Source organism: Bradyrhizobium sp. th-b2, from assembly GCF_000426785.1.
Lineage (GTDB): Bacteria > Pseudomonadota > Alphaproteobacteria > Rhizobiales > Xanthobacteraceae > Bradyrhizobium > Bradyrhizobium septentrionale.
This window is the reverse complement of record NZ_AUGA01000062.1, coordinates 1-12,836: the sequence shown is the minus strand read 5'-3', so window position 1 is coordinate 12,836 and position 12,836 is coordinate 1. Positions and strand designations below refer to the sequence as shown.

The 12,836-nt window shown below is 64.5% G+C and carries 10 protein-coding genes; 8 read left to right on the top strand and 2 right to left on the bottom strand.

The window, feature by feature from the left end; translation table 11 throughout:
- Positions 1-6 precede the first annotated feature (6 nt).
- From ntrC to K359_RS0139365, 7 genes are all read left to right on the top strand, one after another.
- Positions 7-1,449 carry a nitrogen regulation protein NR(I) gene (gene ntrC / locus K359_RS0139395; protein WP_029084144.1) on the top strand — a complete coding sequence of 481 codons (1,443 nt, stop codon included), beginning with the start codon at positions 7-9 and terminating at the stop codon, positions 1,447-1,449.
- A 178-nt stretch (positions 1,450-1,627) separates the two neighbouring features.
- The gene (locus K359_RS0139390; RefSeq protein WP_029084143.1) at positions 1,628-4,063 is read left to right on the top strand and encodes a PAS domain-containing sensor histidine kinase; all 2,436 of its coding nucleotides are present in this window, start codon (positions 1,628-1,630) and stop codon (positions 4,061-4,063) included.
- A gap of 17 nt (positions 4,064-4,080) precedes the next feature.
- Positions 4,081-5,451, top strand: a complete 1,371-nt coding sequence (locus K359_RS0139385; protein WP_029084142.1) for a sigma-54 dependent transcriptional regulator — start codon at positions 4,081-4,083, stop codon at positions 5,449-5,451.
- 373 nt (positions 5,452-5,824) lie between these two features.
- The gene (gene hfq, locus K359_RS0139380; RefSeq protein WP_006020546.1) at positions 5,825-6,073 is read left to right on the top strand and encodes an RNA chaperone Hfq; all 249 of its coding nucleotides are present in this window, start codon (positions 5,825-5,827) and stop codon (positions 6,071-6,073) included.
- Between the two features lie 11 nt (positions 6,074-6,084).
- Positions 6,085-7,467: a GTPase HflX gene (hflX, locus tag K359_RS0139375; protein WP_029084141.1), complete on the top strand. Its 1,383-nt coding sequence runs from the start codon at positions 6,085-6,087 to the stop codon at positions 7,465-7,467.
- A gap of 154 nt (positions 7,468-7,621) precedes the next feature.
- Positions 7,622-8,992: a magnesium transporter gene (gene mgtE, locus K359_RS0139370; protein ID WP_029084140.1), complete on the top strand. Its 1,371-nt coding sequence runs from the start codon at positions 7,622-7,624 to the stop codon at positions 8,990-8,992.
- Between the two features lie 339 nt (positions 8,993-9,331).
- Entirely contained in the window at positions 9,332-10,369 is a 1,038-nt protein-coding gene (locus K359_RS0139365) for an MBL fold metallo-hydrolase (RefSeq protein ID WP_029084139.1), read from the top strand.
- Positions 10,370-10,401: 32 nt separating this feature from the next.
- Here K359_RS0139365 and mazG read toward each other — a convergent pair whose 3' ends face one another.
- Complete coding sequence (gene mazG / locus K359_RS0139360) at positions 10,402-11,217, bottom strand: nucleoside triphosphate pyrophosphohydrolase (protein WP_029084138.1); 816 nt, start codon at positions 11,215-11,217, stop codon at positions 10,402-10,404.
- Between the two features lie 128 nt (positions 11,218-11,345).
- Here mazG and queC point away from each other — a divergent pair, with 128 nt between their 5' ends.
- Entirely contained in the window at positions 11,346-12,074 is a 729-nt protein-coding gene (gene queC / locus K359_RS0139355) for a 7-cyano-7-deazaguanine synthase QueC (RefSeq protein ID WP_029084137.1), read from the top strand.
- A 27-nt stretch (positions 12,075-12,101) separates the two neighbouring features.
- Here the strand turns inward: queC and K359_RS0139350 are convergent, their stop codons facing one another.
- Positions 12,102-12,500, bottom strand: coding sequence for a RidA family protein (locus K359_RS0139350; RefSeq protein ID WP_029084136.1), 399 nt, complete (start codon positions 12,498-12,500; stop codon positions 12,102-12,104).
- Positions 12,501-12,836 lie beyond the last annotated feature (336 nt).

Sequence of the window (12,836 nt, the reverse complement as noted above, 5' to 3'; positions counted from 1 at the left end):
ACAACAATGCCCGCAGGTAGCATACTTGTCGCTGACGACGACACCGCCATCCGGACCGTCCTGAACCAGGCGCTGTCGCGCGCCGGCTATGAGGTGCGCCTGACCGGCAACGCCGCCACGCTGTGGCGCTGGGTCAGCCAGGGCGAGGGTGATCTCGTCATCACCGACGTGGTGATGCCCGACGAGAATGCGTTCGATCTGCTGCCGCGGATCAAGAAGATGCGGCCGAACCTGCCGGTCATCGTGATGAGCGCGCAGAACACCTTCATGACCGCGATCCGCGCCTCCGAGCGGGGCGCCTACGAATATCTGCCAAAGCCGTTCGACCTGAAGGAGCTGATCACCATCGTCGGCCGCGCGCTGGCCGAACCGAAGGAGCGGGTCTCAAGCCCCGCCGATGACGGCGAGTTCGACTCGATCCCGCTGGTCGGCCGTTCGCCGGCGATGCAGGAAATCTACCGCGTGCTGGCGCGGCTGATGCAGACCGACCTCACCGTGATGATCTCGGGTGAATCCGGCACCGGCAAGGAGCTGGTCGCCCGCGCGCTGCACGACTACGGAAGGCGCCGCAACGGCCCGTTCGTCGCGGTCAACATGGCGGCGATCCCGCGCGACCTCATCGAGTCCGAATTGTTCGGCCACGAGCGCGGCGCGTTCACCGGCGCCAACACCCGCGCCTCCGGCCGCTTCGAGCAGGCCGAGGGCGGCACGCTGTTCCTCGACGAGATCGGCGACATGCCGATGGAGGCGCAGACCCGTCTGCTCCGCGTGCTGCAGCAGGGCGAATACACCACCGTCGGCGGCCGCACCCCGATCAAGACCGACGTCCGCATCGTCGCCGCCTCGAACAAGGATTTGCGCATCCTGATCCAGCAGGGGCTGTTCCGCGAAGATCTGTTCTTCCGCCTCAACGTGGTGCCGCTGCGGCTGCCGCCGCTGCGCGAACGCATCGAGGACCTGCCGGACCTGATCCGGCACTTCTTCTCGCTCGCCGAGAAGGACGGCCTGCCGCCGAAGAAGCTCGACACCCAGGCGCTGGAGCGGCTCAAGCAGCACCGCTGGCCGGGCAACGTCCGCGAGCTGGAAAACCTCGCCCGCCGGCTTGCCGCGCTCTATCCACAGGACGTCATCACCGCCTCCGTGATCGACGGCGAGCTGGCGCCGCCGGCGGTCACCTCGGGCAGCACGGCAACCGTCGGCGTCGACAATCTCGGCGGCGCGGTTGAGGCCTATCTGTCCTCGCATTTCTCCGGCTTCCCGAACGGCGTGCCGCCGCCGGGCCTCTACCATCGCATCCTCAAGGAGATCGAGATTCCGCTGCTGACCGCGGCGCTGGCGGCGACCCGCGGCAACCAGATCCGGGCCGCCGATCTGCTCGGCTTGAACCGCAACACGCTGCGCAAGAAGATCCGCGACCTCGATATCCAGGTCTACCGCAGCGGCGGCTAGGGCTGACGGCGGCGGGGCGCTGCTCCCGCCGCCTTTACTGAGTAGTCACAAAAGGTGTTGAGGACACGGCGCCGCACCGCGGTTTGCGCCGCGGAAATGTCGCAATTCGGCAACATTGTGATATGATTGCATCAGTTCGCAATTCCCGCGGGCGAAGGCCTTCAGCTCAATTGCCGGTATGACCAGCGCAGAGACCACCGCTACTACGTTAGACGCGTCCCCGGCGGCCGAGCCCAAGGGTTTTCCCTTGCGGAGGTGGCTGGCGCCGTTCGCGGCGGTTACGGCACTGTTCTCGGCGCTGCTGACCTTCGTGGTGCTGACCGGCATGACGCCGATCGATGCCACCAAGGAGATCGTCTACTCGTTCCTGCTGATCAACGCGGCTTCGATCCTGCTGCTGATCGGGATCATTTCGCGCGAGGTCTGGAAGGTGCTCCAGGCCCGGCGGCGGGGCAGGGCGGCGGCGCGGCTTCATGTGCAAGTCGTCGGCCTGTTCTCGATCATCGCGGTGCTGCCGGCGGTCCTGGTCGCCATCGTCGCCAATCTGACGCTCGACCGCGGCCTCGATCGGCTGTTTTCGGGCCCCACGAAACAGGTGATCCAAAACTCGCTGACCATTGCCAGCGCCTATATGCAGGAGCACGCCCAGCTTATTCGTGGCGACATCCTGGGGATGGCCAGCGACATCTCTCGCGCGCGCATGACGCCGCTCTATGATCAGGACCGGCTGTCGTTTCGCGAGTTCCTGACGGCAGCCGCGGCCTCACGCAACCTGCCGGTCGCGGTGATGATGGACAAGGACGGCAAGATCCTGGAGAGCGCCGAGACCGGGGTGAGCCTGAACTATGCGCTGCCGCCGCCGGATTTCCTGAGCAAGGTCAGCGATACCGACCCCGAAATCTCGGTATTCCCGGAGAGCTACGTCGCCTCCGTAGTCCGTCTCAAGGGCCTCGACGACACCTTCCTCTATGTCGCCCGTCTGCTCGATCCAGCCGTGGTTGCTCAACTCAAGCAGACCCAGGCAAGTGTCGCGGAATACGCCGAGATCGAATCGCGCCGGCTCGGCATCCAGGTTAACTTCGCGCTGATGTTCGCGGTGATCGCGCTGACCATCTTGATGGCCTCGGTGCTGATCGGATTGAATTTCGCCAACGGACTGGTTGAGCCGATCCGCAACATCATGAGTGCGGCGAACCAGGTCTCGACCGGCGACCTGCACGTGCAGGTGCCGGTGTCCAAATCCGAGGGCGATCTCGCCAAGCTCGGCCAGACCTTCAACAACATGACGCAGGAGCTGCGCACCCAGCGCGACGAACTGGTCAATGCCAGCGAAACCATCGACAGCCGCCGCCGCTTCATCGAGGCCGTGCTGTCCTCGGCCAGCGCCGGCATCATCGGCGTCGACGCCTCCGGCAGCGTCGGCATCCTCAACCGCTCGGCCGAGAAGCTGATCGGGCACGCCGAGTCCGAGACACTCGATCATCCGCTGTCGGACGTGCTGGCCGAGCTCGACGAGATGATGAAGACCGCGCGCGAGGGCACCCAGCGGCTGGTGCAGGGGCAGGTCACGATCAATCGCGACGGCCATGAGCGCAATCTGTCGGTGCGGATATCCGCCGAGCAGACCAGCCAGTCGCGCGACAGCTACGTCATCACGCTCGACGACATCACCGAGCTGGTGTCGGCGCAGCGCACCTCGGCCTGGGGCGACGTCGCCCGCCGCATCGCCCACGAGATCAAGAACCCGCTGACCCCGATCCAGCTCTCCGCCGAGCGCATCCGGCGCAAGTTCGGCAAGACCATCACCGAGCCGAAGGACAAGTCGATCTTCGAGCAGTGCACCGACACGATCGTGCGCCAGGTCGACGACATCAGGCGCATGGTCGACGAATTCTCGCGCTTTGCGCGGATGCCGAAGCCGGTGATGGAAGGCGAGGACGTCGCCGACGTGGTGCGCCAGGCCGTGTTCCTGATGAAGGTCGCCCATCCCGATCTCGACATCGAGGCCGACATCAAGCAATCACCGCTGCCCGCGCAGTTCGATCGCCGCCTGATCTCGCAGGCGCTGACCAACATCATCAAGAACGCCACCGAGGCGATCGAGCAGGTGCCACGAGAGGAGCTCGGCAAGGGCCGGATCGACGTCGTGGCGCAGCAGGAGAACGACGACATCCTGATCGACGTCATCGACAACGGCATCGGCCTGCCCAAGGTCGCCCGTGCGCGCCTGCTCGAGCCCTATGTCACGACCCGGGCGAAGGGCACCGGCCTCGGGCTTGCGATCGTCGGCCGCGTCCTGGAGGACCATGGCGGGCGGATCGAGCTCAAGGACGCCTCAGACTTCCGCGAGGGCCAGCGCGGCGCCTGGATGCGGCTGCGCTTTGCCGTCACGGGCCAGGCGGCCAAGCCCGAGACGAAGCCCGAGAACAGGGAACAAAGTCCGGACGTCAAACCGGAATCGACCGACCCCAGTGAAAAAAATCCGCCGCAAGAGCCGACCAGCGGCCCGGCAGAGGCGACCAACAATGAAGCAAAAATCGAAAAGCCGATCGAACAGCCAATCCAAGAACCAAATGCGCAACAGCCAAAAATCAAAGCCGCGACGGGCGACTGACAAGACAGGTGTAACCCATGGCCAGTGACATTCTGATTGTCGACGACGAAGCAGACATTCGCGACCTCGTTGCGGGTATTCTGGACGATGAGGGGTTTTCCACGCGCACCGCGCGCGACAGCGATTCGGCGCTTGCCGAGATCGCCAACCGCCGCCCGAACCTGGTCTTCCTCGACATCTGGCTGCAGGGCTCCAAGCTCGACGGCCTGCAGCTGCTCGAGCAGATCAAGAAGGACAATGCCGACCTGCCGGTCGTGATGATCTCCGGCCACGGCAACATCGAAACCGCCGTCGCCGCGATCAAGCGCGGCGCCTATGACTTCATCGAGAAGCCGTTCAAGTCGGACCGGCTGATCCTGGTCGCGACCCGGGCGCTCGAGACCTCGCGGCTCAAGCGCGAGGTCAAGGAGCTCAAGCAGCTGGCTCCGGCGGCCAGCGTCCTGACCGGCCGCTCCGCCTGCATGAACCAGCTTCGCCAGACCATCGACCGCGCCGCCAAGGCCAACAGCCGTATCCTGATCGTCGGTCCCTCCGGCGCCGGCAAGGAGCTCGCCGCGCGCACGCTGCACCATGCCTCCGGCCGGGCCGAGGGGCCGTTCGTGGTGATCAATGCGGCCGCGATCACGCCGGAGCGGATGGAGATCGAGCTATTCGGCTTCGAGGGATCGAACGGCGAGCAGCAGCGCAAGGCCGGCGCGCTCGAGGAAGCGCATGGCGGCACGCTGTTCATCGACGAGATCGCGGACATGCCGCGCGAGACCCAGAACAAGATCCTGCGCGTGCTGGTCGATCAGACCTTCCAGCGGCAGGGCGGCACCAGCAAGGTACATGTCGACGTTCGCATCATCTCCTCGACCGCGCGCAATCTGGAGGAGGAGATCGCCGCGGGCCGTTTCCGCGAGGATCTCTACCATCGCCTCTCGGTGGTGCCGATCCGCGTGCCGCCGCTGTCGGAACGCCGCGAGGACATCCCCGAGCTGATCGACTATTTCATGGACCAGATCTCCGCCGCGACAGGCCTGCCGAAGCGGCAGATCGGGCAGGACGCGATGGCGGTGCTGCAGTCGCATGTCTGGCCGGGCAACGTCCGCCAGCTCCGCAACAACGTCGAGCGCGTGATGATCCTGGCCGGCGGCGGGCCGGAGGCGATCATCACCGCCGACATGCTGCCGCAGGACGTCGGCTCGATGGTGCCGGCGATGCCGACCTCCAACAATGGCGAGCACATCATGGGCCTGCCGCTGCGCGAGGCCCGCGAGGTGTTCGAGCGCGACTATCTGATCGCCCAGATCAGCCGCTTCTCCGGCAACATTTCGCGCACCGCGGAGTTCGTTGGCATGGAGCGCTCGGCGCTGCATCGCAAGCTGAAGGCGCTCGGGGTCGGCTGACCCCGGCGCGCCCGGCCGGCAATTGGCCGGCAGCTTGAAGCAAAACCCCGGCGGTCACCCGCCGGAGCGGTGCCCGGCCCTCGGGGTCGAGGCGGGATGATGGGCGAGGCGAGAACGGGGCCGCTGCAACCGGGGATTTATCCACTCCCCACGAGAATATTCGTCTCTTTCCCTGCACTTTCTTAGAATTGCCACCGTGTTCCTACCGACTGCTGCGCGAACTGGCTTGCCTAAAAACCGCGCGTAGCCTCTAATCCTACCTGCTATGCCTGCCGGAGGGGGATCTCAGGGCAGGTGGGCAGCCGGAGGAGGCTCCGTCAGAGAGCAGCAACCGGTTCAATAAAAAGAAGCACAAGCTTGCGGGACAAAAACAATGGCGGCAGACCGCGCACAAAATCTACAAGACACCTTCCTTAATCACGTTCGTAAGACAAAAACGCCACTGACGATCTTTCTGGTCAACGGAGTAAAGCTGCAGGGCATTGTCACCTGGTTCGACAATTTCTGTTTGCTGCTGCGGCGCGACGGTCACTCGCAGCTGGTCTACAAGCATGCGATCTCGACCATCATGCCCGGCGCTCCGATTCAGCTGTTCGAGGGTGGCGAGGACGCACCGGCTTGAGAGTGAACTGATTGGAACCCTTCAATCGTGAAGGGGGCGCCGACCGTCCGCGGTCGGCGGGGGACGTTAGCACCGGGCGGGTGATCGTCATCGGCCCGTACCTGCGCATGCGCCGTGGCGACGGCGATGCGCAAACGGATTTCTCTGTCCGCGACTACGAAGCGCGGATCGAGGAAGCCGCCGGCCTCGCCGGCGCGATCGACCTCACCGTGGTGGAATCCGTCGTCGCGCCGATCAGCCAGATCCGGCCCGCGACCTATCTCGGCAAGGGCAAGGTCGAGGAGATCAACGGCCTCGTCGCCAGCGACAAGGTCGAGCTCGTGGTGATGGATTGCGCGCTGTCGCCGATCCAGCAGCGCAACCTCGAGAAGGCCTGGAGCACCAAGGTGCTCGACCGCACCGGCCTGATCCTGGAAATCTTTGGCCGCCGCGCCAAGACCAAGGAAGGCGCGCTGCAGGTCGAGCTCGCCCATCTCAACTACCAGCGTAGCCGTCTGGTGCGCTCCTGGACCCATCTCGAGCGCCAGCGCGGCGGCTTCGGCTTCATGGGCGGTCCCGGCGAAACCCAGATCGAGGCCGACCGTCGCCTGATCGGCGACCGCATCACGCGGCTGGAGAACGAGCTGAAGAAGGTGCAGGCGACGCGGCGGCTGCATCGCGCCGGCCGCCAGCGCGTGCCGTACCGCGTGGTGGCGCTGGTCGGCTACACCAATGCCGGCAAGTCGACGCTGTTCAACCGCCTGACGCGGGCTGACGTGCAGGCCGCCGACATGCTGTTTGCGACGCTCGACCCGACGCTGCGCGCGCTCAACCTGCCGCACGGCGGCAAGGCGATGCTGTCGGACACGGTCGGCTTCATCTCCAATCTGCCGACACAGCTCGTGGCCGCGTTCCGCGCCACGCTGGAGGAGGTGCTGGAGGCCGACATCATCCTGCATGTCCGCGACATCTCGCACGAGGACGCCGAAGCGCAGGAGCGCGACGTCGAGGGCGTGCTGCGTCAGCTTGGGATCGATCCCGACGCCGATGGCGGCCAGCGCATCATCGAGGTCTGGAACAAGATCGACCGCTTCGATCCCGAGGAGCGGGACAATTTGCGCAACATCGCCGCGCGCCGTCCGCCGGAACGGCCGTGCTTCCTCGTCTCCGCCGTGACGGGCGAGGGCATCGATGCGCTGCTGACGGCCATCGAGGACCGCCTCGCGGCCAAGCGCGCGACGCTGCAGCTTTCGATCGACGCCTCCGACGGCGCCGGCATCAGCTGGCTGCACCGCAATGCCGAGGTCCTGAACAAGGAGCTCAATGGCGAGCGCTTTGACATGACGGTGCGGGTCGACGAGACCAAGCGCGACATTGTGGTGAGCCGGTTCGCCGCGATCCCCCACGAGGCGTAAGCCGCCAATCCGGGCCCCCGCCATCATCTGAAATATGACGGCACCGTGACGCGGCCTCACTCCGGCGCGCCTGCGACGCGCCGTCGCACTTTCTGTTTGAAATCCGCGCCGCCTTGGTTCATTGCGCTGCAGGACGCAAAGCCGAGGCCGATCGATGCAGGACACCAGCGAAACCATCACCAAAGAGACGCTCGCCGGCCAGAACGGTGATCTTGCCCATGTGCGGGCGCCCGAGATCGTCGATGCCCTCAATGCCCGAGAGCCGGCGGATGCCGCGAAGCTGCTGCAATCGCTGCCGCCCGAGAAGGCAATCGAGGTGCTCGACCTGCCCGGGCTCGACAGCACCTGCGAGATCCTGGCCGAGCTGCCACAGGACACCGCGGTAGCGCTGCTGTCAGGCGTCTCGGACGACCGCGCTGCCGACATCTTCAAGGAGCTGGTGGAGCCGCTGCGCATCACACTGCTGAACGGACTCAATCCGGACACCCGCAACGTCATCTCTGGCCTGCTGGCCTATCCCGAGCGCAGCGCCGGCAGCATCATGACGACCGAATTCGTCAGCGTGCCTTCGAGCTGGACCATCGCCGAGGTCCTGCATCACATCCGGATGGTCGAGCGCACCCGCGAAACCGTCTACTCGATCTTCGTGACCGATCCGGTCAAGAAGACCCTGATCCAGGCCGTGCCGCTGCGCCGCCTGATCTCGGGCGATCCGCACGCCAGCGTCCTGACCGCGGCGCCGGCGCGCAAGCCGCTGATGATCTCGCCGGAGGCCGACCGCATGGAGGCGGCCCGGCTGATCTCACGTTACGATCTGTTGGCGGTCGCAGTGGTCGATGGTCCCGGCCATATCCTCGGCATCGTCACGGTCGACGACGTCATTGACGCCATTGTCGAGGAATCGACCGAGGACGCCCAGAAGTTCGGCGGCATGGAAGCGCTCGACGAGCCATATTTGCGGATCAGCTTCCTCGAGATGATCAAGAAGCGCGGCGGCTGGCTGTGCGCACTGTTCCTGTCGGAAATGCTTACCGCCAGCGCGATGCAGACCTTCCAGACCGAGCTCGAGAAAGCCATCGTGCTGACGCTGTTCATCCCGCTGATCATGAGCTCGGGCGGCAATTCCGGATCGCAGGCGACCTCGCTGTTGATCCGCTCGCTAGCGCTGCACGAGCTGCGTTTGCGGGACTGGTGGCGGGTCGCGCTGCGCGAGCTGCCGACCGGGCTCACGCTCGGCGCCATTCTCGGTGTGATCGGCATCGTGCGGATCACGCTGTGGCAGACGCTCGGCATCTTCGACTACGGCCCGCATTGGGTCCTGGTGGCCGCGACCGTGGGCACGGCGCTGGTCGGCATCGTCACCTTCGGGTCGCTGTGCGGATCGATGCTGCCGTTCATCCTCAAGCGCATCGGTTTTGACCCCGCCAGCGCATCAGCGCCGTTCGTCGCGACACTGGTCGACGTCACCGGCCTCGTGATCTATTTTGGCGTGGCGGCGGTCATCCTGCGCGGGACGCTGTTGTAGGGCGTGTCCGCCGCCACGAGGTGCAGCAGCGAAACGGCCGGCGATGGAGCCTAAAACGCCTCCAAAACATGCCGACGTCCGAATTGTTCGTGAAGGGCGCGTGGTCTCGCGAACCAAGCAAAAGGTTCACGGTCAACGCCGAAAATATTTGGCTTGCGGCTCCCGGCGTACAGCGGGAGGATTTCCATAAGCTCGGCCATCTGCGAGATATTGCAAAGTCGAGAGCATAATTCATTGGAAGGCTGGTCTCTGAACTCGGCAGATCTCAGTCCAGCTCGGTACCGACTGGTTGCCTGTCAGGAATTCCTCAATCGTTGCGTTTGAACAGGGGGAACTTCCATGAATCTCAAATCAAGTTTCCTTTTCGCAGTCGTTCTCGCAGGTCTTGCTGCATTGATCGGCACTGCAACGCATGCGGCCGAGCCTGTGGCTCGGATCACCATCCTGTACGATGCGTTCGGTAAGGACGCCACGATGACAAAGGATTGGGGCTTCTCCGCCCTCGTGGAAATTGGCGGAAAGCGCATCCTGTTCGATACCGGCGACAACGCGAAGATTTTCGCTGCCAATGTAAAGGCGAAGGGTGTGGACCTCACCAGCCTTGATTTCGTGGTGTTGTCGCACCGGCACTCCGATCACATGGCGGGCCTGAGCCATGTCCTGAGCGTCAATCCGAAGGTCAAGATTTATGCGCCCAAGGAAGCATTTGGCATCTACGGCTCGTCAGTGCCGTCGAGCTTCTACCGCAAGGACGAGTCGTTGCCGCCGGAGATGCGATACTACGACGGCAAGCCGCCTGAGATCATGAAATTCGGCGCTGCCTGGGCGGACGCCAACTTCGAGTTGATAGACCAAACGACCGAAATCGCACCTGGCATTACGCTCATTGCTCTGATTTCCGATCTGCCGGGAACGAAGGAGCTCAAGGAGCTGTCCATGGCGGTGAATACTGCCGATGGCATCGTGCTCGTCGTCGGCTGCTCGCACCCTGGAATCGAGCGGATCGTCGAGGCCGCGGCAGCAATCAATCCCAGGATTCGGTTGATCGCCGGCGGATTCCATCTGGTCGCCGCACCCGACGAGGTGATCACGAAGGTGACGACCGCGCTGCAGGACCGTTTCAAGGTCCAAAGCATCGCCCCCGGACACTGCACCGGCGAGCCGACCTTTGCCGCCCTGAAGAAGGCATTTGGCGACAGATACATTTATGCCGGCGCCGGCACCTCAATTCCAATCGGTGCCGAAGGAAGTTCGAACATGAAGCGCGGCGAGGGAATGACACCCGACGACCTCAGGGTCTACCGCAAGCTGGCCGCCCGGAATGATCCATTCGGTGTCATGCGCGCGCAAGCCCGACGAGCCGGAGCTGATCTCTAGGCGGAGTTTCGAGGCGCGCGAGGGGAGAAAATCTACGTCGCGCGTTTCGCCTCATTCCACAGCGCATCCATCTCTTCCAGCGTCGCGCCATCGAGTGAGCGTCCCTTCGCCGCCAGCGCCTTCTCGATATAGGCAAACCGCCGCTCGAACTTGGCGTTGGTCGCCCGCAGCGCCGTTTCCGGATCGGCGTCGACGTGGCGGGCGAGGTTGACGACGGCGAACATCAGATCGCCGGTCTCCGCTGCGAGCTCCTCCTTGTCCTTGCCGTCGAGTGCGGCCTCGATCTCGTCGGCTTCCTCGCGGATCTTGGCGAGCACGGCGCGCGGGTCGTTCCAGTCGAAGCCGACGGTGGATGCCTTGCGCTGCAATTCCATCGCCCGCGTCAGGGCAGGGAGGCCGGCCTTGACACTGGCGAGCAGCGACGTGTGCGCAGTCTCCTCCGGCGGCCGCCGCGCCGCGCGCTCGGCCTTCTCCTCGGACTTGATGCGCTCCCAGGCGCTCTTGACGCCGGCCGGCTGGATGTTGCCGTCCTTGTCGGCAAAGACATGCGGATGGCGGCGGATCATCTTCCTGGTGATTGCCTCGACCACGTCGCCGAACGCGAAGGCGTTCTGCTCTTCCGCCATCCGCGCGTGATAGACCACCTGAAGCAGCAGGTCGCCGAGCTCATCGCGCAAATCGTCGAAATCGCCGCGGGTGATCGCATCCGCGACCTCGTAGGCCTCCTCGATCGTGTAGGGCGCGATCGTTTCGAAATCCTGCTCGAGGTCCCAGGGGCACCCCGTCACCGGCGTGCGTAGCGCAGCCATGATCTCGATCAGCCGGGAAATGTCGCGGGAAGGGGTCATCGGGCACCGCACTCTGAGGGGGTATGGCTTTATGCCAAATCGGCTCTGCCGATCCCAGCAAAACACGCCGGAAACACGGCGCTGTCCACGGATTGGCCGCGGCATCATCAGGTGCTAAATCGCGTTCCATGACCAATCAGAACAATTCCGACACCGCGCTGGTGCTGTTTTCCGGCGGCCAGGATTCCACCACCTGTCTGGCCTGGGCCTTGTCGCGCTTTGCGCGCGTCGAAATGCTCGGCTTCTCCTACGGCCAGCGCCATGCGATCGAGCTCGACTGCCGCGACCGCCTGCTGGCCGGGGTCAGGCAGATGCGGCCGGACTGGGCGGCAAAGCTCGGCGACAGCCATACGCTTGATATCCCGACGCTGTCGGAGATTTCCGACACCGCGCTGACCCGCGACGTCGCGATCGAGATGGGCGCGGACGGGCTGCCGAACACCTTCGTGCCCGGCCGCAACCTCGTGTTCCTCACCTTCGCTGCGGCGCTGGCCTACCGGCGCGGCATCCGCCACATCATTGGCGGCATGTGCGAGACCGACTATTCCGGCTATCCGGATTGCCGCGACGAGACCATCAAGGCGCTGCAGTCCGCGCTCAATCTCGGCATGGCCAGGGATTTCGAGCTGCACACGCCGCTGATGTGGCTCGACAAGGCCGCCACCTGGCGGCTCGCGCACGAACTCGGCGGGGCAGGGCTGGTCGACCTGATCCGCGAGCACTCGCACACCTGCTATCTCGGCGAACGCGGCACGCAGCACGATTGGGGCTATGGCTGCGGCGAATGTCCGGCGTGCAGCCTGCGGGCCAAGGGCTGGCGGGAATATGTGGCGCACGGCAATCCCGCCAATCACTGAGTTGCCGAGGTCGTACGCTCGGTCAGATCACGGCAGCCTGGTCACCGCGGTGAGATTCATCGTGAGCAAGACGCCGGGCTTGGGCAGCTCGCGAACCGCGATCACTGTGCGCGCGGGCCGGTGATCTCCCATCATCTCGACATAGGCCGAATTCATCGCGTCAAAGTCGGACATCTCACGAAGGAAGATGTTGACGTGAGTCACATGGTCCAGGTCGGAACCCGCCGCCCCGAGCATCACGGCGAACGATTTCAGGATCTGCCGCGTCTGAGCACCGACGTCCGGTCCCGCCAAGGCGCCGGTTGCAGGATCGACTCCGGCGGTTCCTCCGATCCAGATCTGGTCTCCAACCTTGGCAACGTGATGATACGGCCCGATCGGAGTGGGCGTGTTCGGCGGCGTAAACGTCTGAACGCGTGATTTCATCGCTCTGCCTCGCATCTGGGCACTCGGATATAGCGACCAATTCGCGGCTTCGGAAGCTGGTCTTCGTCGTGCCGGGTCGGCCACCGAACCGGTAGGTCGTAACGTTGCCGCGACAAAACGACCCGACGGGCAACTCAGCAAAAACCTGTCAAGTGACACTCGAAGAAATAATTCGGTTTATCGGAATGGCAACTTAGTGTATGGTTCGCCCGTCTCACCCGATCGAGGGGCGCTTCGCGGTCGTCACGAACGAGGTGTGGGATGCGGTGGACGCCGAGCGTGGAACTGACGAGAGCACGCGAAGCGGACGGTGAAGTCGTGTGGTCCTGACGCCCT

Excerpts from the sequence above, each read along its gene's own strand:
- ntrC (WP_029084144.1), top strand. The coding sequence starts at position 7 with ATGCCCGCAGGTAGCATACTTGTCGCTGACGACGACACCGCCATCCGG.
- K359_RS0139390 (WP_029084143.1), top strand. The coding sequence starts at position 1,628 with ATGACCAGCGCAGAGACCACCGCTACTACGTTAGACGCGTCCCCGGCG.
- K359_RS0139385 (WP_029084142.1), top strand. The coding sequence starts at position 4,081 with ATGGCCAGTGACATTCTGATTGTCGACGACGAAGCAGACATTCGCGAC.
- hfq (WP_006020546.1), top strand. The coding sequence starts at position 5,825 with ATGGCGGCAGACCGCGCACAAAATCTACAAGACACCTTCCTTAATCAC.
- mgtE (WP_029084140.1), top strand. The coding sequence starts at position 7,622 with ATGCAGGACACCAGCGAAACCATCACCAAAGAGACGCTCGCCGGCCAG.
- K359_RS0139365 (WP_029084139.1), top strand. The coding sequence starts at position 9,332 with ATGAATCTCAAATCAAGTTTCCTTTTCGCAGTCGTTCTCGCAGGTCTT.
- mazG (WP_029084138.1), bottom strand. The coding sequence starts at position 11,217 with ATGACCCCTTCCCGCGACATTTCCCGGCTGATCGAGATCATGGCTGCG.
- queC (WP_029084137.1), top strand. The coding sequence starts at position 11,346 with ATGACCAATCAGAACAATTCCGACACCGCGCTGGTGCTGTTTTCCGGC.
- K359_RS0139350 (WP_029084136.1), bottom strand. The coding sequence starts at position 12,500 with ATGAAATCACGCGTTCAGACGTTTACGCCGCCGAACACGCCCACTCCG.